Origin of the sequence: Pseudogemmobacter bohemicus, from assembly GCF_003290025.1 — a bacterium.
In the GTDB taxonomy this organism is placed as follows: domain Bacteria; phylum Pseudomonadota; class Alphaproteobacteria; order Rhodobacterales; family Rhodobacteraceae; genus Pseudogemmobacter; species Pseudogemmobacter bohemicus.
Genome location: NZ_QNHG01000002.1, coordinates 795980 through 819753 on the forward strand (window position 1 = coordinate 795980; position 23774 = coordinate 819753).

A 23774-nucleotide genomic window follows, 5' to 3' on the forward strand; every position below is an offset into this window, starting at 1 on the left:
CGATGAACATGCGTGTGACCGGCGCCCGTTTCCCGGGCCGCTATATCCAGGCGGCTGGGCTTCTGTCGCGGCTGGGCGAGGAATCGAAAAGCCTGGGAACAAAGGCCCTGATCGTGCTGGATAATTTCCTTGCCAGCCGTCTTGAAGCCCCGGTTCAGGCCGGGCTGGCGCCGCTGAAGGGCGAGATCCTTGTCCATGGCGGCGAATGCTCGGATGCAGAGATTGCGCGGAGCGTCGAGGCGGGTCGCGCCGCAGGCGTCGATCTGGTGATCGGCGTTGGCGGCGGCAAGGCACTGGATACCGCCAAGGCGGTGGCATATCGCCTTGGGAGCCTCCCCACGGTGATCGTGCCGACAATTGCGGCCTCGGATGCGCCCTGTTCGGCGCTGGCGGTGGTTTACCGTCAGGATCACACCGTCGATTACGATTATTTCCTGCCGCGCAACCCGGACCTTGTTCTGGTCGATACGCAGATCGTGGCCGAGGCGCCTGCGCGCTTCCTTGCTGCCGGGATCGGTGACGCGCTGGCGACCTGGTATGAGGCCGAAAGCGCGCGCCTTGCCGATGCGCCGAATTGCTGGGGCACGCATGGCGCAGCCCTCGCCTTCGAGATAGCGCGGTTTTGCCGTGATACGATCTTCGCGCATGGCACGCAGGCGCTGGCGGAATGTGATGCCAATACCGCCGGGCCGGCCTTTGAGAAGGTGGTCGAGGCCAATATCCTGCTCTCGGGCGCCGGGTTTGAATCCGGTGGGGTTGCGGGGGCACATGCCATCCATCACGGGCTTTGCGAGCTTTCGGATGTGCATCATCATCTTCATGGCGAAAAGGTTGCCATCGGGGTGCTGGCGACGCTGCTGATCCACGGCCAGCACGAGGAATTCGAAAAGGTCCGTGCCTTTTGCGCCTCGGTCCGGCTGCCGGTGCGCCTTGCCGATATCGGCATCACCGAGGTGACGGATGAGAAGCTGCAAAAGGTTGGCGCCCGCGCCTGTCGCCCGGGCGAGATCATGGAAAACGAGCCAATCCGCATCACGCCCGACATGGTTGTCGCGGCGCTGCGTGAACTGGTCTGAGGAGGGAAAACGATGAAAGACATTCTGGCCACATTCCGCGCCGATCTTTTTGCCGGGCAACATGTGATCCTGTCGGGCGCCACCAGCGGCATCGGCCTTGATATCGCACGCGGTTTCGCGGCGCTTGGCGCTGATGTGACGGCGACCGGCTCGTCGGCGGCCAAAATCGCGACGCTGAACGGCGAGGATAAGCGCATCCGTTTCGAGGTGCTGGATGTGCGCGACCGCGCGGCGGTGAAAGCATTTTGCGCAGGTCAGACCCGCTGCGATGTGCTGGTCAATGGCGCGGGCATAGCGCGCGGCGGCGCGGAATGGGACGAGGATATCTGGCTCGACACGATGGAGGTCAACCTCAACAGCCAGTTCCGCCTTGCCATCGGGCTGAAGGACCGGCTGGCCGAGGCGAAAGGCTCGGTGATCAACATCGCCTCGATGCTCAGTTTCATGGCTGACCCCGGTGTGCCGGCCTATACCGCCTCGAAAACCGGGGTGCTGGGCCTGACCCGGGCGCTGGCGCATCAATGGGGGCGTGAAGGCATCCGGGTGAATGCGGTGGCGCCGGGCTATCACCAGACCGATATGACGAAACCGATCTGGTCGGTGCCCTTTGGCAACAAGGCGGTGGCGGATCGCACGGCAGTGGGCCGCTGGGGCACCACCGAGGACCTTGTCGGGCCGTGTCTGTTCCTTGCTTCGCCTGCGGCGGCCTATGTCACCGGCATGTGCCTTGAGGTCGATGGTGGCTATGTCAGCGGCAACCCGCTGGCGGAATGAGCCTTCCGCAGCACGGACAAAAGGCGCCCTTCGGGGCGCCTTTTGCGTGCAGCCTGTGCCCCCTGGGAGGAGGGGCTCAGCTGCCGATATGCGCAGGCCGCAGCCCGAAAAGCGTGCGCCAGGGCCGCCCGGATTTGCGCAGAACCATGATCGCATCAACCACCACCACAAGCACGAGGATCGCGCCGATCACCACCGCCTGCCATTCCGAAGGTACGGTCAGAAGGTTGAAAGCATTGGTCAGAAGCGCGATGAACATCACCCCGATCAGCGCTCCGAGATAAGACCCTTTGCCACCGGCAATCGAGCCGCCACCGATCAGGCAGGCGATGAAGATCTGCATCTCAAGCCCCTCGCCCATATAGCGGTTGGCCATGCCGACCCGCGCGGTCATCAGGATCCCGGCCAGCGCCGCCAGCCCGCCTGACAGCATGAAGGCGAGAAATTCGATCTTTGGCCGGTTGAGGCCGGTCGCCTCGGCCGCCTGGGGGTTGCCGCCCAGAAATAACAGGCTGCGACCGGGGAAGGTCAGGCGCAGGAACAGCTCGAACAGGAGGCACAGGAGCAGCGCAAAGAGGAAAAGGCCGGAAATGCCGCCGAGACCCCATTGCCCCATCGCGGTGAAGGCGGGGGGGAAGCTGGTGAAGCCTGCCAGTTTGGCGCCGACCATGATCACCTCGATCACGCCGCGCGTCATGTAAAGGACGCCCAGCGTCACGATCAGATGGTTGATCTTCAGACAGGCGACCATGAACCCGTTGAAGGCGCCGATCGCGAGGCCCGTGGCCAGCCCCGCCATGATCCCGACCGCCATCGGATAGCCGGAATCGAGCACAATCGCCGTGGTGATCCCCGAAATCCCCATCACAGCGCCCACAGACAGATCGAACCGCCCGATCATAAACAGCGTCATCATCCCAAGCGCGACGATCAGGTTCGGCGCGATGGAGGTTTGCAGCGAGGCGAGGTTATTGCTGTTCAGGAAGGCGGGCGAGGCGATGGCCAGGGCAAGGGCCATGATCAGCGCAAAGCCCAGCGTGAGGCTTTCCTGCTCCAGCCGCTGCCTGCGCAGGAATGAGGGTTTCGGGATCCTGGTCATCTCAGCCCCTCCGGCGGTTCATAACAGTGTCGAAAGCGACGGTGACGATCAGCAGGAAGCCGATCACGAATTGCTGGAAGACGGGCTCGACATCATACATGATCATGCCGTTCAGCACCAAAGCCAGCAGCAAAAGCCCAAGCGCCGAGCCGCGCAGATCGCCCTTGCCGCCGTAAAGGCTGGCGCCGCCGATGATCGCGGCCGTGACCATGACGAATTCCAGCCCCAGCCCCATCCGCACATCGGCCGAGGTGATGCGGGACGCAGTGAAGATGCCCGCCAGCCCCGCTGTCATCGCGCTGGCCATGAAGGCGAGGATCCTGATCCGCCCCACGCGGATACCGTGCACCGTGGCGGATTTCACATTCTCGCCGATGAAACACATGCGGCGGAACAATGCCGAGCGGCGCTGAAAGGCCCAGGCCAGCAGCACCAGCACCACCATCAGAATGACCGTCAGGCGGATGTCGAAGATATTGGTGCGGGCCAGCTGGCGGAATTCCCTCGGATAGGTCTGGCCGCCAAGCCCATTGGCCAGAACATTGGCAAGGCCCCGGACCAGCAGCATGGTCCCGATGGTCAGCATCAGCGAGTTGATGTTGAACCGGACCACGAGGAAGCCATTCACGAAGCCGATAAACGCGGCAACCGCCAGCGCCAGCCCGGCGGCAGGCCAGAAACCCCAGCCGGAGACCAGCAGCGCGCCCGTAAGCGTGCCTGTCAACGCAAAAACCGAGCCGACCGAGAGGTCGATCTCGCGCATCACCATCACATAGGTGAAGCCGACAATCGCCAGAAAGTCGATCGAGACCCCGAAGAGGATCGAGTTCAGGTTCTGCGCGGTGGCGAAATTCTCGCGGGTCAGCGCAAGGAAGGCAAAGATCGCCAGCGTGATCACCGCCAGCGGCAGGATATTGGCGCCAAAGCCGGGGCTGCGGGCGGGTTTGCTGTCCTGGGGGGCGGGGCGTGTGTCGGTCATGGTCATTTTCCCTGATCCCTCAGCGGTTTCCGGCCGCCAGCGCCATGACGGATTCCTCGGTCATGGCCGTGCCCTGTACCTCGCCCGCCAGCCGGCGCGAGCGCATCACGAGAATGCGCTGCGTCAGCCGCAAAAGCTCTGGCAGGTCGGAGGAGAAGACCAGCACCGCCCGCCCGGCGGCGGCCTCGCGCCTCGCGGCGTCATGCATTTCGGCCTTGGCACCGACATCGACACCCCGGGTCGGCTCGTTCAGCACGATCACCTCGGGCTGGCTGGCAAGACAGGCCGACAGCGCGACCTTTTGCTGATTGCCGCCTGACAGCTGTTTCGGCAGCCCCTCCGGCCCGGGCACCCGGATGGCGAAACGACGGATGTCTTCCTGCGCACGGGCTTTGGTGGCGCGGCGGTTCACCATGCCAAAGCGGGACAGCTGTTTCAGCACCGGTGCCGCGATATTGTCGGCGATGGAGCGTTCCATATAAAGCCCGGCCTCTTTGCGGTTTGGATGCAGCCAGGCCATGCCCCGGCGCATCAGGCCCGCGGGCGAAAGGTCGGTGACGGGTTTCCCCAGCAACTCCATCCGGCCAGAAACCGGCGGTACGATGCCGAAAATCGCCTGCGAGAAATCCTCGGCGCCGGAGCCTTCCAGACCAAAGACGCCAAGGATCTCACCGCGCCGCAGCTCCAGCGCCATATCGGTAAAGGCTCCGGGCATGGTCAGCCCCTCGATCTTCAGCGCCAGCGGCGCATCGGACAAGGTGGCGCTGGCAGTCGTTGCGGCCGGCTCCAGATTGCGGCCCACCATGCGGCGGATCAGGTCATCCTCGCAAAGGCCTGCCGCCGCCAGTGTCTCGATGAACTGGCCATCGCGCAGCACCGTGACGTGATCGGCGATGGCCAGCACCTCATGCAGCCGGTGCGAGACATAAAGGATCGTATGACCCGAGGCGCGCAGGCGCCGGATCAGCACCATCAGCGTCTCGGCCTCAAGGTTGTTCAGCCCCGAAGTCGGTTCGTCAAGGATCAGCAGGCTGGCATCGCTTTCGACGGCGCGCAGGATCTCGACGATCTGCTGCTGGCCGGGTGTCAGCTGCCCCAGAATGGTGCCGGGGTCGATCTGCAACCCGAAGAGCTCCAGCAGTTCGGCCGCGCGCGCCCGCATCCGGGCAAAGTCGATCCGCCCGCCCCGGCGCGGCATCCGGCCGACAAAGATATTCTCGGCCACCGTCATATTCGGAAACACCGCCAGTTCCTGATGCACCATGGCGATATCGCCCTGCGCCCGCTCGGCGGTCGAGGTGAGGCGCCCCGAAAGCCGCACCTCGCCCTGATCGGGGTCAACCTCGCCATTGATGATCTTCAGCGTGGTGCTTTTGCCGGCGCCGTTCTCGCCCAGGATGGCATGGACCTCGCCGCGCCCGACGGCAAAGCTGACGCCGCTGAGCGCCCGCACCGCGCCATAGGTCTTGGAGACGCCCGAAAGCGCGAGGATCGGCGGTGTTTCTGCGGACATGGCGATACCTTTCCGGCTGCGAAACCGCGCCGGCGGAATGGGAGCAGAGGGCAAGACCCACCCCTTGAGGCGGGTCTTGCCGGTGGAATCAGAACGGTGTGATCAGAATTTCGGCAGGGCCGAGCGCATGAAATGTTCGACATTGCCGGCGTCGATCACTTCGGTGCCCATATAGACCGCCTCGGGGAAGGGGTTGACGCCTGCGGCCTTGTTATCGGCCGAGATCGGCACATCGGCGAGGCCGATGGCGGCATCATTATAGGCCTCGAGGAACTGCACCGCGAGATAGGCCTGCAATGCGGTCTTGTTCACGATGGTCGCGTCGATCACCCCGTCCGCGATGCATTCCAGCACGGTATCCTCGCGGTCATGCACGATCACGGTGAGATCGGTGATGTCCTTTTCCAGCTCTTCGGCGGCAAGGCAGATGCCGCTGCCCGAAGAGCTGTCCAGCCCGATCACCGCAGTGATATCGGGATAGGTGTTGAACAGCGTTTTCGATGCATCAATCGCGGTCGAGGTCGTGGCCTTGTCATCGACGCGACCGACAATCTCCCATTTGCTGTTCGCGGCCAGGTAATCGGCAAGGCCCTGCATCTTGGCATCGGTATTCGAGGCGCCCCAGTTGCCGGAAACCCCCAGCTTGCCGCTGTCGCCGCCGCGTTTGATCAACTCGCGCGCGGTGTCCTCGCCGGCCTTGTAATTGTCGAGGCCGATAAAGGTCAGCGCGCCGCCATTGTCGGGGGTGACCGCCTCGATCACCACGACCGGGATGCCCTGTTCCATCGCGCGACGGATGCCCGGCACGGCGCCCGGCTCCCATAGTGTGGTGATGATGCCGGCGGGATTGCGGGCGATGGCCTGTTCCACCGCCTCGGCGCCGGCGACCGGATCCCAGCCCTGCGGGCCCAGCCGTTCAACCGTCACCCCGAATTTCGACTGCGCGTAATCCATGCCCAGCAGGCTGTCGAGCAGATAGGGATGTCCCTGCAATTGCGAGGCGTAGATATAGGTGCGGGGCGCCTCGTCCTGGGCCAGGGCCGGGCTCAGTGCGGGGCTGGCCAGCATCAGCGCCAGCGCGCTGCAGGTTGCGGTGCGGCGGGTGGGAAACAGCCGTGTGGAAAGCGTCATCTTTGGTCCTCCCTCTGTTGGAAATCCGATGGTTCCAGCTCCGACCTTGCGTAACGGGTGCAAGGGCCTCCCGGCCTGGAATCCCGGTTGAAGGAACGCTAGCAGTGTGAAAAATTACTGTCTATAAAAAATTATATCTTGAAAGTTAATTTCCTGGGTGCAAAATTTCACGTTATGGAATGGCCCGGGCAGTGTGGGGAGTAAGCGGTTTTATGACTGCGAAAATCGGGATTATCGAGCAGATACAGGGCTTTCGTGGCGGCATGAAGCCCGCATTGCAGGCGGTGGCCGATGCCATTCTCGCCGATCCAGAAGGGGCGAGAACCAAGAATATCAAAGATCTGGCCGCAGCCTGCGGCACGTCCGAGGCTTCGATCTCGCGATTCGTGCGCTCGATCGGGCTGGACAATTACCGCGCCTTTCAGCTGAGGATGGTGCGCGAAAGCAGCTGGGGGGCGCCCGAAGGCGTGCCCTCGCCCGATGACGGGCAGATCTATGAGAATATCGGCCGCCATGACAATGCGCAGACCATCCTGCACAAGGTGGCGCATCGCACCTCGGATCTGGCCCGCGCCTGTCTGACCACGCTTGACCCCGAGCGGCTGAATGACGCGGCGCGGATGATCTGCGCCGCCGAAGTGGTCTATATTTTCGCGGCGGGCTCTTCGGCGCTGGCGGCCGAGAATGCGCTTTTGCGCTTTGCCCGGATCGGCAAGCCCTCGATCTTTCACCGCGACCGCAACAATCAGCTGCTGATCGCGGGCGCCCTGCGCAAGGGCGCGCTGGCGATCGGGATCAGCGATTCCGGCCGCACGCAGCAGACGGTCGCCGCGATGGGCGCGGCGCGGCAGGCGGGGGCGGCGACGATTGCCATGACCGCCTTCCCGGATTCGCCGCTGGCGCGCCAGGCCGATCTCTCGCTGATCACCCCGGCCGGTTACATGCCCGGAGGAGAGGAGCCGCTTTATGAGAGCATGGTCTCGAAATACGGGCAGCTGATGGCGATTGACGCGCTTTATTCGCTGGTTGCGGTGCAGGATTTCGATGCCGCCGCCGCCATGGTCAGGATCGGGGATCCTGTGATCCAGCAAAGCCGCACTGTGAGGCGCCAGCATGAAGCTGAATGATGTCGTGCTGAACCGCCACTGGCCGCATCGCGGCGGCACGCTGGAGGACTTGCTGCGCGCGAGCCCCGAGGCGGCGGCGCTGACCCCGCCCGCCGCTGACGAGCTGATCGCGCGGGTCGAGGCGGTGTCGATCTGCTCGTCAGATATCAAGATCGTCCGGATGGGGGCGAGCCATCCGCTGATCGCCGGTGCTGCCGGTGCGGTCGATACCGTGCTGGGGCATGAGGTCTCGCTGCGGGTTACGGCGGTCGGTCAGGGTCTTGAGACCCGCTTTCATCCCGGTCAGCGGCTCAGCCTGCAACCGGCGATGGTCGTCAATGGCAAGCGCTCGATCATCGGGATGGACCGGCCCGGCGGCTTTGCGCAATATCTGCGACTGGGGCCGGAGGCGCTGGCGGCCAATGTGATGGAGGCGCCCGAGGATATCTCGGCCGCCGATATCGCGCTGCTGGAACCCTATGGCTGTGTCGAGCGCGCCTGGCGCCCGAATGTCCGCCAAAGCCTGTGCCCCGGTGGGCGGGCGCTGGTCATGGTGGCGCCGGGTGCCCGGTTCACCCTGTCGGACCCGCTGGCCTGGGGCGGAGTGGCGCTGATCGGCGCGCGGCCGGATTTCCTGTCTGGCCAGCAGGTGACCGAGCTTCCGGATCTGGCTTCGGCCCCCGGCCCCTATGATGATATCCTGGCGCTTGGCGATATCTCTGCGGCGGATCTTTCGCGGCTGGTGGCGCTGCTGGCGCCGGATGGGATGCTGCTGCAAGGCCGGAGCGGCGTTGCGCCCGGCCCGGTCGATATCGACCCCGCGCGGATCCATTATGACCGTCTTGCGCTGATCGGCACCCCGGAGCCCGACCTCGCGGCGGCCTTGCGCCCCGGGGCGCAGCGGTTCGATACCCGCCCTGGCGGTGTCGCGCTGATCCATGGCGCTGGGGGGGCGATGGGGCGCATCCATGTCCACCGGCTGCTTCAGCTGCAGGACGGACCGCGCGTGATCATCGCCTCCTCGCGCAAAGGGCAGCGGCTGAGCGATCTTGAGGCGGATTTCGGCCCGCTTGCCCTTGCCGCCGGTCGCCGGCTGGTGCTGGCCGATGCCGGGGGCCTTGCGGCTGCGGTGGCGGAACATGCGCCGGGGGGGCTGGACGATGTGGTCGTGGTCGCCCCCGATCCGGCGGCGGTCGAACTGGCGGCTGGCTGGCTGGCGCCTGACGGGCTGCTCGCGCTGTTTGCCGGCTTTCCCTATGGGCGGATGCTGGCTTTTGACCTTGCTGGCATCGCGCTGACGGGCAAGCGGGTGACGGGCTCCACCGGCTGTTCGCTGGATGATATGCGCGATGTGCTGGCGCGGGTCAGGTCGGGGGCGCTGGACCTCTCGGCGAATATCGCGGCGGTGGCGGGGCTGGATCAGCTGCCCCAGGCGCTGCAATCCGTGGCCGGGGGCGCGGTCTCGGGCAAGATCATCATCTATCCGCAGGTGCCGGATCTGCCGCTCAGGCCGGTCCGGGGCTGGAGCCTTGCCGAGGAGGCGGGGCTGACCGGCTGACGACTTGCGGTAATACGGGGGAGGGGACCCATGAAAGATCACGTCATCGGCGTGGATATCGGCACGACCGGCACCAAGACCGGCATCTATGACCGGGATGGCCGCCTTGTGGCCGAGGCCTTCGAGGAATCCATCCTGCATTATCCCCGCCCCGGCGAGGTCGAGCAGGATCCGGAGGACATTTTCCGTTCGGTGCAGAACACGGTGAAGGCGGCGATGGCGCGCTCGGGGCTGGCGCCCGGGCGGATCGCGGCACTGGCGCTGGATGGGCAGATGGCCGGGATCATGGCGATTGACGCCGCCTGGCAGCCGGTCACCCATTATGACAGCTGGCTCGACACCCGCTGTGCCCCCTTGCTGGAAGAGCTGCGCCCGCATGAAGAGGATATCATCCGCACCTGCGGTATGGGCCTGGCCTTCAACCATGCGCCGAAACTGCTCTATTGGCGGGACCGGCCGGAGATCTGGGCGAAGATCCACGCTTTCATCCAGCCGGCGGCCTGGGTTGCGGGGCGGCTGGCGGGGCTGCGGGGCAGCGATGCCTTTATGGACCGGACCTATCTGGTCTTTACCGGCTTCGGCAGCGGCGAGCATGGCACCTGGAATGAGGAACTCCTGTCCCGTTTCGGGCTGACGACGGAAAAACTGCCGCGCATCGTCGAGCCGTGGGAGATCATCGGCCAGGTGCAACCCGATCAGGCCGGGGCGCTTGGCCTTGCCGCCGGCACACCGATTGCGGCCGGCTGCGGCGATCAGAGCGCCAATGTGCTGGGCGCCGGCCTTGTCGATCCGGGTGCGGTGTTCGACACATCGGGCACGGCCTCGGTCTTTGCCACCGTGATCGACCGTTTCGGCACCGATACCCGCTACCGCTGTCTGATGACCTGCCCGCATGTGGTGCCGGGGCTTTACTTTCCCATGGCCTATGTTGCCGGCGGCGGTCTGAACCTGCGCTGGTTCCGCGATGCGCTTTCGCCGCGCGAAAAGGCGGATTGGGAGGCCTCGGGCATCAACCCCTATGATGCGCTGGCCTCAGAGGCGGGCGAAATCCCGCCCGGGGCCGAGACGCTGTTGTTCCTGCCGCATCTCTCGGGTCGCAACACGCCGAATGACCCGGATATGCGCGGCGCTTTCCTTGGCCTGACCTGGCGGCATGGCAAAGCGCATATGGTGCGCGCCATCATGGAGAGCATCGCCTTTGAATATGCGCTTTATCTGCGGGCGGTGCGCGAAATCGCCCCGGATTACGACCCGGCTTTCGCGGTCAATATCGGGGGTGGTGCGAAATCTCCCTTGCTGCGGCAGATCAAGGCCGATGCGCTCGGGCTGGAATATCGCAGCCCCGACCGCGAGGAATTCGGCACCCTTGGCGCGGCGATTGTCGCGGGTCATGCGGTTGGCCTCTTCCCCGATCTGGCCGGGACGGCGCGCCGCTTTGCCGGTGTCGCGCGGCCCATGGCGCAGCCCCGGCCCGATGTCACCCGCGCCTATGCGCCTTTTGTCGACAGCTATATCGACGCGATGGAGACGCTTTCACCACTGTTCAGACGGCTGAACCGTCGCGCTGCGGAGAAATCACATCCGTGATTTAACTGCACGGGCGTGATTTCTTTCTTGCGGGAATCGACCGGATAGAATATCACATCCGTGACATCGCATCACATGTGTTGAGGGAGGGAGACCCATGCGCGCCATCGTCCTGCACAGCCCGAAAGATATCCGCCTCGAAGAGCGCCCCAAACCCGTGGCCGGCCCCGGTGAGGTTCTGGTCCGCGTCGCCTCGGTTGGCGTTTGCGGCTCTGACCTGCCGCGTATGCTGGTCAAGGGCGCCTGGAAAATGCCGCTGATCACCGGGCATGAATTCTCCGGCCATATCGAGGAACTCGGCGAGGGTGTCTCGGGCTGGGAAAAGGGCGAGCTGGTGGCGATTGCGCCGCTGATTCCCTGCAATGAATGCGACCAGTGCAAGACCGGCAATTTCTCGCGCTGCCGCGATTACGACTATTTCGGCTCGCGCCGCGATGGCGCCTATGCGGAATATGTCGCGGTGCCGGTGCCGAACCTGCTCAAGGCGCCGCAGCATGTCGATCCGCGCGCGATTGCGATGACCGATCCGGCCTCGATTGCCATCCATGCCTTGTGGAAGGCAGGCGGCTTGCAGATCGGCCAGACCGGCGGTGTGGTGGGCTGTGGCCCGATCGGCCTTTTCGCGATCCAGTGGATGCGACTGATGGGCGCGAAAGACGTGATCGCGGTTGATGTGTCCGAGGAAAAACTGGCACTGGCGCGCGAGGCCGGAGCGACGATCTGTGTGCTGTCGCAGGACCTGGCCGGTAACAAGGCCCGCGCCGATGTGGTGGTCGAGGCGGTCGGCCTTGATGCCACGATCAATGCGGCGGTGATGCTGGCGGGGCCGGGTGGCCATGTCACCTTCATCGGCATCCCGGTGCCGGATGTGAAACTGGCCAATCCCACCTTCCAGTATTTCCTGCGTCAGGAAATCTCGCTCCACGGGTCGTGGAACAGCTTTGGTGCGCCGTTCCCGGGGCCGCAATGGACCACCACGCTGGAGAAATTCGGCACCGGCGAGCTGAAATGGGAATTTATGATCTCGCATGATCTGGACCTTGCCGAGCTGCCGGGGATCTTCGAGCGGTTCGACAGGAAAGACATCCACTTCTCGAAAGTGCTGTTCCGGCCGTAAATTACCCGGCAGCAGAGGGAAGGGAGGCCCGCATGACCAGAGTTCTGACGCTGGATCTTGGCACCAATGGCGCAAGGGCGGGGGTCTATGACCTGACGGCCCGGCGCCTGTTGTCCAAGGCAGAGGCGGGCTATCCGACCAGCCATCTGCCGCCCGACCGGGCCGAACAGCAGCCGGAAGACTGGTGGCGTGCGTTGGGCCTCGCGGTGCGGGCGGCGCTGTCTGACGCGGGCGAACCCGAAATTGCGGCGATCACGGTTGCGACCTTTGCCTCGACCGTGGTGGTCTCTGACCGTGCCGGGAACCCGCTGGCGCCGGCGATCCTGTGGATGGATGCCCGCGCCGCGCAGGAGGCGCTGGAGTCGGAAAAGATCAGCCATCCGGTGCTGGACTATTGCGGCGGATCGAATGCCGTCGAATGGCTGGTTCCCAAGGCGATCTGGCTTTCGCGCCATCAGCCGGAGCTGTGGGCGCGGGTCGAGGTGATTTCCGAGGCGCTGGATTTCATCAATTTCCGCCTGACCGGCGCCTGGACCGGCTCGGTGATGAATGCGACCTGCAAATGGAACTGGGACAGCCGCAGCCGCAGCTTTCACCCCGATCTCTATGCGGCCCTTGGCGTGCCGGATCTTGCCGACCGGCTGCCGCAGCAGATCATCGACATTGGCGGCGTGATCGGGCCTTTATTGCCTGATGTGGCCGGGGTTTGGGGGATCAAAGGCAATCCGCTGGTGATCCAGGGTGGCATCGACGCGCATATGGGCGCCTTTGGTGCCGATTGCGTCGAGCCGGGTACCATGCTGCTGATCGGCGGCACCTCGAATGTCCATATCACCCAGGTTCCCGATGACGGGGCAAAGATCTCGGGTGTCTGGGGGCCTTATCCGCATGCTCTGACGCAAGGAATGCGGATGATCGAGGGCGGCCAGGTCTCGGCCGGGTCGATCCTGAAATGGCTGTCGCAGGATATTTTTGGCATCAAAGACGAGGATCTGCCGGCGTTGCTGGCGGCGGCGGGCGCGATTGAGCCAGCTGAGACGCGGCTCCTCGCGCTGGACTTCTGGATGGGGAACCGCACGCCCTACCGCGATGCGCGGCTCAGGGGCGCTTTCCTTGGCCTCTCGCTCTCGCATGACCGGGCGTCGATCTACCGGGCTGCGGTGACGGCGGTGGCGCTTGGCACTGCGAATGTGATCTTCGATCTGGAGCGCCAGGGCGTTGCGGTCGGGCGCATCGTCATGGCCGGTGGCATCATGCGCAACCCTTTGTGGCTGCAGGCCACGGTCGATGCGATCGGCAAGCCGCTGGGCCTTGCACCCGATGACAATCTCACCCTGTACGGCAATGCGGTTGCCGCGGCGGTGGGGCTTGGCCTCTGGCCCGATCTGGCCACGGCGGCAAAGGCGCTGGCCCCAGAGGTGCGGCTTTTGCAGCCCGATCCCGCCCGCCACGCGCAATATCGCCGCCTGTTGCGGCAATACAGAGAGGCGGTCGAAATCCTGACGCCCTTGCTCCATGATCTGGCGGATGCCGGCTTGCAGGGGAATGGCGATGAGTGACGAAAGCGACCGCGTGCAGAACCGTCTGCCGCTGGATGACAGCCGCGACCATCTGATGGTGCGCATCGCGCGCATGACCTATGCCCAGGACAAGACCCTGACCGAGATCGCCCAGGAGACCGGGCTGAACCGCTGGCAGGTCAGCCGCCTGTTGCAGGAGGCCAGGGATCTTGGCGTGGTCCGGATCGAGATCGTGCCGCGCAGCATGCGCCATCCCGACCTGGAGGCGCGTCTGGCCGAGGTCTTTGGGCTGCGCGATGCGGTGGTGGTGCCCGGCCCGGCGGAACAGGGGATCGAAGGCGTCGCCCAGGCGGCGGGGCAATATCTCGCGACGCTGAAACCCAAGCCCCGGGTGATCGGGGTGTCCTGGGGCCGCACAATGGCCGCCGTGGCGCATGGGCTGCCGCCCGACTGGGCCGATGGGGTCAGCGTGGTGCAGATCAACGGCACCGTGGCGCCGGTCCCTGGCATCGCGCATCACAATGATGTCGCCGAGACCTTCGCGCGCAAGGGCCGTGGCCGGATGATCCCGCTGCCGGTTCCCGCCATCGTGGGCGAGCGGCTCACCCGCGAGGTGCTTGAGAAAGACCGCATCGTCGCCGATGTGCTGCGCGAGGCGCGAAGCGCCCAGGTGCTGGCTTTCTCGCTGGGGATCGCGGGCGAGGGCTCGGTGCTGAAACGCTCGGGCAATATCCTGAAACACGAGATGGATGCGCTGCTGAAGGCCGGCGCGGTCGGCGATGTGCTGGGCCATTTCATCAACCGCCGCGGCCATATCGTCGATCCCGAACTGGATGCCCGCACCATCGGCCTTGGCCTGCAGGATCTGAAAAAATGCGACCGGGTGATCGGCATCGCTGCCGGCCCCGAAAAGCATGACATCACACTCGGCACCCTGAAAGCCGGACTTATCAATGTCCTCATCACCGATGAGGCCACCGCAACCTATGTATTGGAGCACGCACATGACCGCTGACTCTGCCGCAGGCGGGGCATCTTCGCCCGGCCTGTCACCTCTCGCGAATGATCACCGCAATCCGGGCATGCCCCTTGATGTCGCGATGTTCGAAGGCCATGCCGTCAACCGTTCCGCAGCCGAGCGCCGGGCGGCTTCGCTGGGTGCGCGCCGTTCGGTCAAGAAAGACTACCAGGCCGCCTGGCTGATCAATGCGATCCGCTGCATCGACCTGACCACACTGGCGGGTGATGATACCGCCGACCGTGTGCGCCGCCTTTGCGCGAAAGCCCGCCAGCCGCTGGCCTCGCATATCGTCGAGGGCCTGGGGATCGCGGAACTGCGGCTCACGACCGGCGCGGTCTGTGTCTATCCGACCATGGTGGGCCATGCGGCAAAGGCTTTGCAGGGCTCGGGTATTCCGGTCGCTTCGGTCGCGACGGGGTTTCCGGCGGGGCTGATGCCGCTCAACCTGCGGCTGGAAGAGATCCGCTACGCGGTGGCCGAGGGCGCCGATGAGATCGACATCGTCATCACCCGCGAACATGTGCTGACCGGCAACTGGAGCGCGCTTTATGACGAGGTCGCGGCGATGCGCGAGGCCTGCGGGCCGGCCCATCTGAAAGCGATCCTTGCCACGGGCGATCTGCAGACGCTGAGGAATGTCTATGCGGCGTCCATGGTCTCGATGCAGGCCGGCGCCGATTTCATCAAGACCTCGACCGGTAAGGAAGGCGTCAATGCGACGCTGCCCGTCAGCCTCGTGATGGTGCGCGCCTTGCGCGATTATCTCGATGCCACCGGCCACCGCATCGGTTTCAAGCCCGCAGGCGGCATGAAATCGGCGAAAGACGCGCTGAACTGGCAATTCCTGATGAATGAGGAAATGGGCCGCGACTGGCTGGAGCCGCATCTCTTCCGCCTCGGCGCCTCGTCGATGCTTGGGGATATTGAACGCCAGCTGGAACATCATGTCACCGGACGCTATTCGTCCGCATCGCACCTTGCGCTGGCGTGAGGGGGATAAAATGAACAAGATCAACGAGATCCTGAAGACGATGGAATATGGTCCCGCCCCGGAAGACAGCGCCGTGGTGCGCGACTGGCTGAAACGCCATGAGGCCGGGTTCGGCCATTTCATCGATGGCCAGTTCACCCAGCCCTCGCAGACCTTCGCGGTGACGAACCCCGCCAATGGTCAGACCATCGCGAAAGTCTCGCAAGGTTCTGACGCCGATGTCGAGGCGGCGGTGAAGGCCGCCCGCGCGGCCCAGGGCAAATGGGCGGCGCTGCCGGGCCATGCGCGGGCAAAGCATCTTTACGCGCTGGCCCGCCATGTGCAGCAACATGCGCGCTTCCTTGCCGTGCTGGAAACCATCGACAACGGCAAGCCGATCCGCGAGAGCCGCGATATCGACATTCCACTGGTCGCGCGCCATTTCTACCACCATGCCGGCTGGGCCGAGATCCTCGCCGATGAATTCCCCGGCGCTGCCCCGCATGGCGTTTGCGGCCAGGTGATCCCGTGGAATTTCCCGCTGCTGATGCTGGCCTGGAAAGTCGCGCCGGCGCTGGCGGCCGGCAATACCGTGGTGCTGAAACCGGCGGAATACACCCCGCTGACCGCGCTGGCACTCGCCGAAATCGCGCGTGAGGCCGGGCTGCCGAAGGGCGTGCTGAACATCGTTACCGGTGACGGCGCGACGGGCGCCGCGATCACCGGCCATCCGGGCGTTGACAAGGTGGCCTTTACCGGTTCGACCGAGGTGGGGCGGATCATCCGCCGCCAGATCGTCGGATCGGGCAAGGGGCTGACGCTGGAGCTGGGCGGCAAATCGCCCTTCATCGTCTTTGCCGATGCCGATCTTGATGCGGCAGTCGAGGGCGTGGTGGATTCGATCTGGTTCAACCAGGGCCAGGTTTGCTGTGCGGGCTCGCGTATCCTCGTGGCCGAGGCGGTCTCGGCCCGCTTTACCGATCTGCTGAAACGCCGCATGGCCAGCCTGCGGGTTGGCGATCCGCTGGACAAATCCACCGATATCGGTGCCATCGTGCATCCGGTGCAGCTGGCGCGGATCACTGATCTGGTGGAAAAGGGCCGGGCCGAGGGCGTTACCATCCATCAGGGCACCGCGCCCGCCGGATGCTTCTATCCGCCGACTCTCGTCACCGAAGTGGAGCCCGCCTCGATCCTCGCGTCTGAAGAGATCTTCGGCCCGGTGGTCACGCTTACGCCCTTCCGCACGCCCGAAGATGCGGTGGCGCTGGCCAATAACACCCGCTACGGGCTGGCGGCTTCGGTCTGGTCGGAAAACATCAACCTTGCGCTGGATGTGGCGGGCAAGGTCCGGGCCGGCGTGGTCTGGATCAACTCGGCCAATATTTTCGATGCCGGCGCCGGTTTCGGCGGCTACCGCGAAAGCGGCTTTGGTCGCGAAGGCGGGCGTGAGGGCATGGCGGCCTATCTGAGCCATCCGGCCCCCCGCGCGAAAAAGCCCGAAGAGGCTCCGGTTGCCCCCGATGCCAGCCCGGCGGAAACCCTGCCGGCAAGCGTCATCGACCGCACGGCCAAGCTTTACATCGGCGGCAAGCAGGCGCGGCCCGATTCCGGCTATTCCTATAGCGTGAACGGCCCGAAAGGGGCGGTCGGTCTGGCGCCTCTGGGCAATCGCAAGGATATCCGCAACGCGGTCGAGGCCGCCCATGCTGCCAAAGGCTGGGGTGGCCAGACCGGCCATAACCGCGCCCAGGTGCTGTATTACCTCGCGGAAAACCTCGCAGCCCGGGCGGTTGAGTTCGAAGAACGGCTGAAGAGCTTCGGCCAAACGGCAACCGCCGCCAAAACCGAGGTCGAGACCGCCATCCGCCGTATCTTCTGGTATGCGGCACAGTCGGACAAATTCGACGGCGCGGTGCATTCGACCAAATCGGCGCATGTGACGCTGGCGATGAACGAGCCGGTCGGCGTGATCGGTCTGGTTTGCCCGACCGCTTTGCCGCTTCTTGGCCTTGTCTCGCTGGCGCTGCCGGCGGTGGCGATGGGGAACCGGGTGGTGGTGGTGCCCTCGCAAACCCATCCGCTGGCGGCAACCGATCTTTATCAGGTGTTCGAGACCTCGGACCTGCCCGGCGGCGTGATCAATATCGTGACCGGCGAGCGTGAGGCGCTGGCGAAAACGCTTGCCGAGCATGACGATGTCGATGCGCTCTGGTATTTCGGCACCGCAGCCGGCGGGCGCGCGGTCGAGACCGCCTCGGCCGGAAATCTGAAACAGACCTGGACCGAGGATGGCGCGGCCCGCAACTGGCTGTCAGCCGAGGGCCAGGGCCGCCAGTTCCTGACCCGCGCCACCCAGGTCAAGAACATCTGGGTGCCCTACGGCGAATGATCATCTTCGATTGTGACGGCGTTCTGGTCGACAGCGAGATCCTCTCGAATGCCATTGACGCGGATCTGATGACGGGGGCTGGCTGGCCGATCACGGCGGCCGAGATCATCCGCGGCCATATCGGCCAGCCCAAAGCGGTGATCTGGGAACAGATCGCCGCGCTCCGGGGCGCGCCCTGGCCCGAGGGTTTGCTGGAACAGGCCGATGCGCTGCTTTTGCAGCGCATCGAGACCGAATTGCAGCCGGTCCGGGGTATCCGGGCCGCGCTGGAGCGGCTGCCGGGGCCGAAGGCGGTGGCCTCCTCCTCGGCGCTGCCGAAACTGCGCCGCTCGCTTGAGGTATGCGGATTGATCGGCTTTTTCGAGCCGGATGTCTTTTCCGCAAGCCAGGTGGCGCGGGGCAAGCCCTTCCCGGATGTGTTCCTCTTTGCCGCCAGCCAATGCGGCGCAGAGCCGCGCGACTGCGTGGTGCTGGAAGACAGCGTCGCCGGGGTGAAAGCGGGCCTCGCCGCCGGAATGCGGGTCGCAGGCTTCACAGGCGGCCTTCACAGCTATCCGGGCCATGCAGAGCAATTGCTGGCTGCCGGAGCATCCCGGATCTTCGCCCATGCCGACGAACTGAGCGAAGCCGCGCTGCGCGCGGCCTGACCGCCGCAGGGCGTGGCAGGCATGCCAGACGGGTGGCGAGCCGTCTGCCGGGTGGCGGAATGCCCGAAGACAGATGCCGCCGCCGATCCGATTTGCGTGAACCAAAGCTGGTTGCCCCTGTCAGGCAAACCGGCCCTGTCGCCGTCAGCGCGGATGCGTCACCACCTGGTTCAAACTGCTGAAACAGCCTGATCGGCCACCCGCGTTTCCACTCGTCCGGGCGGCGCAGGATGGGTCAGGTTATGCCGGGGTACAGCCTGTTTCCTGCGCAGACCTGTTCAGGATCTTCCTGATTCAGGGGGGCGATCGTCGCGCCTGGCGCCTGGGTTTCTGTATCGACCGGACCAGCCCTGAGACCCGGAGGCATGGCCAGGGCGTCCGTCAGCCCCGACGATCTGCCTGAGGTCCGGGAGCGGCCGGTCGCCGATATCCGATCCCGCCTCGGCCAGCATGGCCAGGATGTTTCCCTCGCCTGGATGATGGCACCCCGAATTGGCGCTGTCATCTGCCCCCGCGCTTTCACGCGGCCTCCTGCGCCCTGTGGCCAGGTTCCGGTCGGTTCTGGCCCAGGACCTGGCCACAGGACAGCGCCGATCCAAAGACGCGCTGCATTGAGAAATGCAATTGAATGCTGAAAAGCGTTCATTAATGCGTAAGCGAAGCACCGAATATCCCTGATCGCAGCCCGTAAAGCAGGCGATCCGGCGGATCGTTTGCAGCTTGGAGGGTTCTGCCGGATTGGCCGCGAAGAGGGTCTGTCGGTGCAGCGCAGGCATGGCCGCGAGCGGGCGCGGCTGTCGCAGGCCGGTGCCGCTCTGGCCGAACCAGCTCTGGTCTGCGGACCCTCGCCATGCCACTTGAACCAATGGCATTCCATGGCTCGATTTCCGGCACGTTCGATGCCTGCCGTAAGGCCGCCCGCCATTGCTCCTGAACCCATGGCGCATGATGGCTCGTCCTGGCCGGGAACGACGACTGTTGCCGTGAAACCCTTGCCCTGATCGCCGCCACCAGCATCCCGGACGCCCGTGGCGCGTGCGAATCCGGTGACCGGGCCAAAGGAGGAGAGCCAGGGTCCCGGTCCGGGCAGCGACGATCAGCGGCCCCTGGTCCTGATTCCTGAGCGGCAGGGCTTGCAGTTGCCGGTAATTGGGTCGAAACCTGTTCGTTACCAGCGAAATTCCCAAGGAGCGTCTCCCCTATGGCCAGAGGTCCCATTGTGCGAGAAGAACCCGCATCGGACGATATGGAGAGCTCAGCCCGGCGGGATGGACATCAGTTCGGCGCAATCCTGCGCGCCCGCAGACGGGCTCTGGATCTGACCCTGAACGATGTTTCGCTAAAGACCGGCCTCGCCAAGGGATTTCTCAGCGATATCGAGCGCGACAAGACATCGCCCTCGGTGGCTTCGCTTGTCAGCCTTTGTGATGCGCTGAACCTGCCGGTGGGAGATCTTTTTGCGCCCTCGCCGAATGTTCTGGTGCGGGCTGAGGCGCGGCAGCCGATCAAATTCGGCGGCATCGGCGTTTCCGATCACCTTCTCACCCCCAGCCATGGGGTGAAGATGCAGGCGATCTGGTCGGAAATCGCGCCCGGGGGGACTGCGGGCGACCAGCTTTATGCGCTGCGTTCAGAGGAAGAGCTGGTTCTGGTCATCAGCGGTGATCTTGCCCTGAACATCGAGGGTGAAGAGACCATTCTTCATCCCGGAGATTCCCTGACCTTCGATCCGAGGCGCCTGCACAGCTTTCACAACCCCTCGATTTCGCAACCCGCAATTGCAGTTTTCATTATGACGCCGCCGCCGGTTTGAGGCATGTTGTTACGCTAATGGGGAACAAAGTTCGTTAATAGCGAAATTATAGTTGACGGAATCGAAGAACGGCTTCACGCTCTGTGAAAACAGAACAGGGAGCAATTTGATGAATACCCACCTCGGCAGATGTAAGAGACCGGTCACAGCGGCACTGGCCGCGGCTGTTGTCGCCGCCGCCTCGCCCCTCGCCGCCCAGACCGCGCCGGAATTTGCGGCAGATGGCTTTTCGGTCTGCGTTGACCCGACATTCCCGCCGATGGAATTCATGGCGGATGCCGCCGATAAAGACCCGAGCGGTGTCGATATTGATGTTGCCCGTGCGCTTGCTGGTCTTTGGGGGGTCGATGCCAGTTTCGTCAGTATGGATTTCGCGGGCCTTCTGCCCAGCCTTGAGGCCGGTCGCTGCGACGCAGTGATTTCCGGCACCGTGCTGCGCGAGGACCGGCTGAAGACCTTCAATGCGGTTCCCTATCTCGACACAGCCACCGTGCTGATCGCCGGTAAGGGGGCGCCTGCCGTCTCTGATATTGCCGAACTGGCGGGTAAAACCGTGGCGGTGCAGTCCGGCACGTCTTACCCGGGCCGCATGGAAGAGCTGAATGCAGAGCTGGAGGCCGCAGGCCATGCGCCGACCAAAATCCAGCAATATCCCAAGCAAAGCGATGCGATCCAGCAATTGCTGGTTGGGCGGGCGGCCTATGTCGTGACCCAGGACACCGAAATCGCTTATCGCGAGATGCAGGATCCCGGCAAATTCGACGTGGTTTTCACCATGCCAGCTGCCGCGTTCGAGCCCTTTTCGGTCTATCTGCGCAAGGATGATGCCGAGACCGCAAAGGTCGGCGAGGCGGTGAAAGCCCTGGTCGCAAATGGCGAGCTGCTGAAAATCGTCGAGAAATGGAACCTGTCGCCCAGCCAGCTGAACGGCATAGGCGAATAAGGGCAAAGACTGAACGGCCATGAGTTTCGATCCCTCAACCTTTTGGGAGGCCCTGTTTTCATGGCCCTTCCTGCGCGGCGCATTGCTTACGCTTGGGCTGACAATCGCCGCGCATCTGACCGCGATCCTGATCGCATTGCCGCTGGCGGTGGTCCTGAACGGGCCACCCTCGGTGCTGCGCAAACTGATCACCGCCTATGTCGGGTTCTTCCGGGCGGTGCCGACGCTTTTGCAGCTTTTGTTCGTCTGGAACGCGCTGCCGCAGATCTTCCCGATCTTCCGCGAGGAATGGTTCACGCCCTTTCTCGCGGCCTGGATCGCGCTTTCGCTGAACGAATCCGCCTATCAGGTCGAGATCAACCGATCCGCGCTGTCAGCCGTCGATGGCGGGCAGATGGCGGCAGGCCAGGCGATTGGCCTGAAGAAGTCGCATATCTACCGCTATATCATGCTGCCCCAGGCGCTGCGCGTGGCGCTGCCGCCGACGATGAACGAATTCATCACGCTGCTGAAGCTCACCTCACTCGCCTCGATCATTTCCTTGCAGGAATTGATGACCGTCACCCAGATCAATGTCGCGCGCACCTTCCAGTTCTCTGAATATTACGCGGTGGCACTGACCTGGTATCTGGTCATGGTCTATAGCCTGATGGGGCTGCAAAAACTGGTCGAACGCCGTTTCCGCTGGTCAAGCCGTACCGAGGCCGCAGCCCTCGCTGAAACCCGTCGCAGCAGGGGGTGGTAAAAGATGATCAGCCTCAGAAACGTCAATAAGAATTACGGCACCTTCCATGCGCTGAAAGATGTCAGCCTGGAGATCGCCCAGGGCGAAAAAGTGGTGATCTGCGGCCCCTCGGGTTCGGGTAAATCGACGCTGATCCGCTGCGTGAATCATCTGGAGCCGCATGACAGCGGCGAAATCCGGCTCGACGGGCTTGAGGTGGGCGCGGCCCGGGATGTGCTGAAGGTCCGGCGCACCGCAGGGATGGTGTTCCAGAATTTCAACCTCTTCCCGCATCTTACCGTGCTGGAGAACTGCATCCTCGCGCCGAAACTCACCGGCGCGGTGAGCGACCGCGAGGCGCGGAAGATGGCCGAGGATTACCTTGCCCGGGTCCATATCCTGGATCAGGCCTGGAAATATCCGATCCAGCTTTCGGGCGGGCAGCAGCAGCGGGTCGCCATTGCGCGGGCGCTTTGCATGAAGCCGAAGGTCATGCTGTTCGATGAACCGACATCGGCGCTTGACCCGGAAATGGTGGGTGAGGTGCTCGATGTGATGGGCGAGCTGGCATCCGAGGGCATGACCATGATCTGCGTCACCCATGAGATGGGGTTCGCGCGCAAGGTCGCGGATCGCGTGGTCTTTATGGATGCCGGTCGTATCGTCGAGATCGCGCCGCCCGAAACCTTCTTCGCCGCGCCGCAATCGGACCGGGCGCGCGCCTTCCTTTCTCAGATCTCGCATTGACCGGAAGGGGCCGCACGCCCCCGGCAATGCCAATATACCCAAGGAGAATGACATGGCTGATTTCGACATCGAACAGGCCAAAAAGGATGTGGGCCGCTGGTACTGGCATGGTATCCCGACCTTCTTCCGCTGCGAGTGGAACGAGGATCCCGCCGCCGCAGATATCGCCCTGATCGGCGTGCCGCACAGTGCCGGCAATGGCTCGACCGAGCGTGACCAGCATCTCGGGCCGCGGGCGGTCAGGAATATCTCGGCGCTCTATCGCCGCAGCCATGGCCGCTTCGGGATCACGCCCTGGGATCTGGTCACGATCAATGACGCCGGCGACACACCGCTGCCCGAGGCGATGAACAATGATGTCTCGGTCGGCCATATCGAGGCCTATGCGGCACAGTTTGAGAAGACCGGCACCCGGGTGGTGGCGATGGGCGGAGATCACGCCATCACCGGCCCGCTGGTCAAGGCCTGCGCGGGCGCGCATTCTTCGCTGACTGTCGGGCAAAAGGTCGCGCTGGTGCATTTCGACAGCCATACCGACACGCTGATGCATCTGCCGCACTGGCTGGGCAACAAACGCTCGGCGGCGCATTGGGGCGCCTATCTCGTCGAGGAAGGCCATGTCGATGCGTCGAAATCCACGCAAGTGGGTATCCGACCGAATGTCGGCACCGCCGGGTCGCTGAACACCTCTGACGCGCTTGGCTACCGCGTCGTCGGCATGGATGAGGTCGAGGAGATCGGCTGGAAGGGCGTGGTCGAGATCCTGCGCGAGCGGATCGGCGATGCCCCGGTCTATATCACCTTTGACCTCGACAGCCTCGACCCCTGCGATGCGCCCGGCGCGTCGAATCTGGAGCCGGGTTACCCGGGCATCCGTATTGGCGAAGCGGTTCGTATGTTGCAGGGCCTGCGCGGGCTGAATGTTGTTGGCGGGGATGTGGTCTGCCTGATCCCGACCAAGGACAATCCGAACAAGATCACCGCGCAGAATGCTATGGTCGTCATGTTCGAGATGCTCTCGCTGATGGCCGATTACATCCACACCAATCGCTGAGCG

20 protein-coding genes and 1 pseudogene are annotated in these 23774 nt (G+C 64.2%); 17 read left to right on the plus strand and 4 right to left on the minus strand.

Annotated features, from left to right (window positions below):
• The first annotated feature begins 2 nt into the window (after positions 1–2).
• Positions 3–1076, plus strand: a complete 1074-nt coding sequence (locus DRF71_RS11800) for a glycerol dehydrogenase (RefSeq protein WP_198672174.1) — start codon at positions 3–5, stop codon at positions 1074–1076.
• 12 nt (positions 1077–1088) lie between these two features.
• Positions 1089–1850 (plus strand): SDR family NAD(P)-dependent oxidoreductase, encoded by a 762-nt coding sequence (locus DRF71_RS11805; protein ID WP_112310718.1) that lies wholly within the window; start codon positions 1089–1091, stop codon positions 1848–1850.
• A gap of 76 nt (positions 1851–1926) precedes the next feature.
• Here the strand turns inward: DRF71_RS11805 and DRF71_RS11810 are convergent, their stop codons facing one another.
• From DRF71_RS11810 to DRF71_RS11825, 4 genes are all read right to left on the minus strand, one after another.
• Positions 1927–2949 (minus strand): ABC transporter permease, encoded by a 1023-nt coding sequence (locus DRF71_RS11810; RefSeq protein WP_112310719.1) that lies wholly within the window; start codon positions 2947–2949, stop codon positions 1927–1929.
• 1 nt (position 2950) lies between these two features.
• Entirely contained in the window at positions 2951–3928 is a 978-nt protein-coding gene (locus DRF71_RS11815; RefSeq protein WP_157971052.1) for an ABC transporter permease, read from the minus strand.
• 19 nt (positions 3929–3947) lie between these two features.
• Positions 3948–5441: a sugar ABC transporter ATP-binding protein gene (locus DRF71_RS11820; RefSeq protein ID WP_112310721.1), complete on the minus strand. Its 1494-nt coding sequence runs from the start codon at positions 5439–5441 to the stop codon at positions 3948–3950.
• Positions 5442–5543: 102 nt separating this feature from the next.
• Positions 5544–6572 carry a substrate-binding domain-containing protein gene (locus tag DRF71_RS11825; RefSeq protein WP_112310722.1) on the minus strand — a complete coding sequence of 343 codons (1029 nt, stop codon included), beginning with the start codon at positions 6570–6572 and terminating at the stop codon, positions 5544–5546.
• 212 nt (positions 6573–6784) lie between these two features.
• Here DRF71_RS11825 and DRF71_RS11830 point away from each other — a divergent pair, with 212 nt between their 5' ends.
• The 15 genes and pseudogenes from DRF71_RS11830 to DRF71_RS11895 all read left to right on the plus strand — a co-directional run bounded on the left by DRF71_RS11830 (position 6785) and on the right by DRF71_RS11895 (position 23771).
• Positions 6785–7699: a MurR/RpiR family transcriptional regulator gene (locus DRF71_RS11830; RefSeq protein WP_198672175.1), complete on the plus strand. Its 915-nt coding sequence runs from the start codon at positions 6785–6787 to the stop codon at positions 7697–7699.
• The gene (locus tag DRF71_RS11835) at positions 7686–9236 is read left to right on the plus strand and encodes an alcohol dehydrogenase catalytic domain-containing protein (protein WP_112310724.1); all 1551 of its coding nucleotides are present in this window, start codon (positions 7686–7688) and stop codon (positions 9234–9236) included. The genes DRF71_RS11830 and DRF71_RS11835 overlap by 14 nt, the downstream gene beginning before the upstream one ends.
• Positions 9237–9266: 30 nt before the next feature.
• Positions 9267–10823 (plus strand): xylulokinase, encoded by a 1557-nt coding sequence (locus DRF71_RS11840; RefSeq protein WP_112310725.1) that lies wholly within the window; start codon positions 9267–9269, stop codon positions 10821–10823.
• A 97-nt stretch (positions 10824–10920) separates the two neighbouring features.
• On the plus strand, positions 10921–11940 hold the full coding sequence (locus DRF71_RS11845) for a galactitol-1-phosphate 5-dehydrogenase (RefSeq protein ID WP_112310726.1): 1020 nt from the start codon (positions 10921–10923) through the stop codon (positions 11938–11940).
• A 32-nt stretch (positions 11941–11972) separates the two neighbouring features.
• Positions 11973–13499, plus strand: coding sequence for an FGGY-family carbohydrate kinase (locus DRF71_RS11850; RefSeq protein ID WP_112310727.1), 1527 nt, complete (start codon positions 11973–11975; stop codon positions 13497–13499).
• On the plus strand, positions 13492–14475 hold the full coding sequence (locus DRF71_RS11855; protein ID WP_112311290.1) for a sugar-binding transcriptional regulator: 984 nt from the start codon (positions 13492–13494) through the stop codon (positions 14473–14475). Before DRF71_RS11850 ends, DRF71_RS11855 begins: the two co-directional genes overlap by 8 nt.
• Before the next feature lie 67 nt (positions 14476–14542).
• Positions 14543–15472 carry a deoxyribose-phosphate aldolase gene (gene deoC / locus DRF71_RS11860; RefSeq protein ID WP_112311291.1) on the plus strand — a complete coding sequence of 310 codons (930 nt, stop codon included), beginning with the start codon at positions 14543–14545 and terminating at the stop codon, positions 15470–15472.
• A gap of 10 nt (positions 15473–15482) precedes the next feature.
• Complete coding sequence (locus tag DRF71_RS11865; RefSeq protein WP_112311292.1) at positions 15483–17843, plus strand: aldehyde dehydrogenase family protein; 2361 nt, start codon at positions 15483–15485, stop codon at positions 17841–17843.
• Positions 17840–18490, plus strand: coding sequence for an HAD family hydrolase (locus DRF71_RS11870; protein ID WP_112310728.1), 651 nt, complete (start codon positions 17840–17842; stop codon positions 18488–18490). Before DRF71_RS11865 ends, DRF71_RS11870 begins: the two co-directional genes overlap by 4 nt.
• Before the next feature lie 734 nt (positions 18491–19224).
• Positions 19225–19532: pseudogene (locus tag DRF71_RS28605) on the plus strand (hypothetical protein); the annotation flags it as partial.
• Positions 19533–19709: 177 nt separating this feature from the next.
• A complete protein-coding gene (locus DRF71_RS11875; RefSeq protein WP_232831473.1) occupies positions 19710–20303 on the plus strand; it encodes a helix-turn-helix domain-containing protein in 594 nt (197 codons plus the stop codon).
• Positions 20304–20412: 109 nt separating this feature from the next.
• Positions 20413–21246, plus strand: a complete 834-nt coding sequence (locus tag DRF71_RS11880; RefSeq protein WP_112310730.1) for a transporter substrate-binding domain-containing protein — start codon at positions 20413–20415, stop codon at positions 21244–21246.
• Between the two features lie 19 nt (positions 21247–21265).
• Positions 21266–21991: an amino acid ABC transporter permease gene (locus tag DRF71_RS11885; protein ID WP_112310731.1), complete on the plus strand. Its 726-nt coding sequence runs from the start codon at positions 21266–21268 to the stop codon at positions 21989–21991.
• A 3-nt stretch (positions 21992–21994) separates the two neighbouring features.
• The gene (locus tag DRF71_RS11890) at positions 21995–22717 is read left to right on the plus strand and encodes an amino acid ABC transporter ATP-binding protein (protein WP_112310732.1); all 723 of its coding nucleotides are present in this window, start codon (positions 21995–21997) and stop codon (positions 22715–22717) included.
• A 52-nt stretch (positions 22718–22769) separates the two neighbouring features.
• Positions 22770–23771 carry an arginase family protein gene (locus DRF71_RS11895; RefSeq protein ID WP_112310733.1) on the plus strand — a complete coding sequence of 334 codons (1002 nt, stop codon included), beginning with the start codon at positions 22770–22772 and terminating at the stop codon, positions 23769–23771.
• The last annotated feature ends 3 nt before the right edge of the window (positions 23772–23774 follow it).

What these genes read in the sequence shown, in the direction of transcription:
- deoC (WP_112311291.1), top strand. Translation starts at nt 14,543, where the DNA reads ATGCCCCTTGATGTCGCGATGTTCGAAGGCCATGCCGTCAACCGTTCC.
- DRF71_RS11885 (WP_112310731.1), top strand. Translation starts at nt 21,266, where the DNA reads ATGAGTTTCGATCCCTCAACCTTTTGGGAGGCCCTGTTTTCATGGCCC.
- DRF71_RS11890 (WP_112310732.1), top strand. Translation starts at nt 21,995, where the DNA reads ATGATCAGCCTCAGAAACGTCAATAAGAATTACGGCACCTTCCATGCG.
- DRF71_RS11865 (WP_112311292.1), top strand. Translation starts at nt 15,483, where the DNA reads ATGAACAAGATCAACGAGATCCTGAAGACGATGGAATATGGTCCCGCC.
- DRF71_RS11855 (WP_112311290.1), top strand. Translation starts at nt 13,492, where the DNA reads ATGAGTGACGAAAGCGACCGCGTGCAGAACCGTCTGCCGCTGGATGAC.
- DRF71_RS11830 (WP_198672175.1), top strand. Translation starts at nt 6,785, where the DNA reads ATGACTGCGAAAATCGGGATTATCGAGCAGATACAGGGCTTTCGTGGC.
- DRF71_RS11800 (WP_198672174.1), top strand. Translation starts at nt 3, where the DNA reads ATGAACATGCGTGTGACCGGCGCCCGTTTCCCGGGCCGCTATATCCAG.
- DRF71_RS11825 (WP_112310722.1), bottom strand. Translation starts at nt 6,572, where the DNA reads ATGACGCTTTCCACACGGCTGTTTCCCACCCGCCGCACCGCAACCTGC.
- DRF71_RS11815 (WP_157971052.1), bottom strand. Translation starts at nt 3,928, where the DNA reads ATGACCGACACACGCCCCGCCCCCCAGGACAGCAAACCCGCCCGCAGC.
- DRF71_RS11835 (WP_112310724.1), top strand. Translation starts at nt 7,686, where the DNA reads ATGAAGCTGAATGATGTCGTGCTGAACCGCCACTGGCCGCATCGCGGC.
- DRF71_RS11895 (WP_112310733.1), top strand. Translation starts at nt 22,770, where the DNA reads ATGGCTGATTTCGACATCGAACAGGCCAAAAAGGATGTGGGCCGCTGG.
- DRF71_RS11870 (WP_112310728.1), top strand. Translation starts at nt 17,840, where the DNA reads ATGATCATCTTCGATTGTGACGGCGTTCTGGTCGACAGCGAGATCCTC.
- DRF71_RS11840 (WP_112310725.1), top strand. Translation starts at nt 9,267, where the DNA reads ATGAAAGATCACGTCATCGGCGTGGATATCGGCACGACCGGCACCAAG.
- DRF71_RS11850 (WP_112310727.1), top strand. Translation starts at nt 11,973, where the DNA reads ATGACCAGAGTTCTGACGCTGGATCTTGGCACCAATGGCGCAAGGGCG.
- DRF71_RS11810 (WP_112310719.1), bottom strand. Translation starts at nt 2,949, where the DNA reads ATGACCAGGATCCCGAAACCCTCATTCCTGCGCAGGCAGCGGCTGGAG.
- DRF71_RS11820 (WP_112310721.1), bottom strand. Translation starts at nt 5,441, where the DNA reads ATGTCCGCAGAAACACCGCCGATCCTCGCGCTTTCGGGCGTCTCCAAG.
- DRF71_RS11880 (WP_112310730.1), top strand. Translation starts at nt 20,413, where the DNA reads ATGAATACCCACCTCGGCAGATGTAAGAGACCGGTCACAGCGGCACTG.
- DRF71_RS11805 (WP_112310718.1), top strand. Translation starts at nt 1,089, where the DNA reads ATGAAAGACATTCTGGCCACATTCCGCGCCGATCTTTTTGCCGGGCAA.
- DRF71_RS11845 (WP_112310726.1), top strand. Translation starts at nt 10,921, where the DNA reads ATGCGCGCCATCGTCCTGCACAGCCCGAAAGATATCCGCCTCGAAGAG.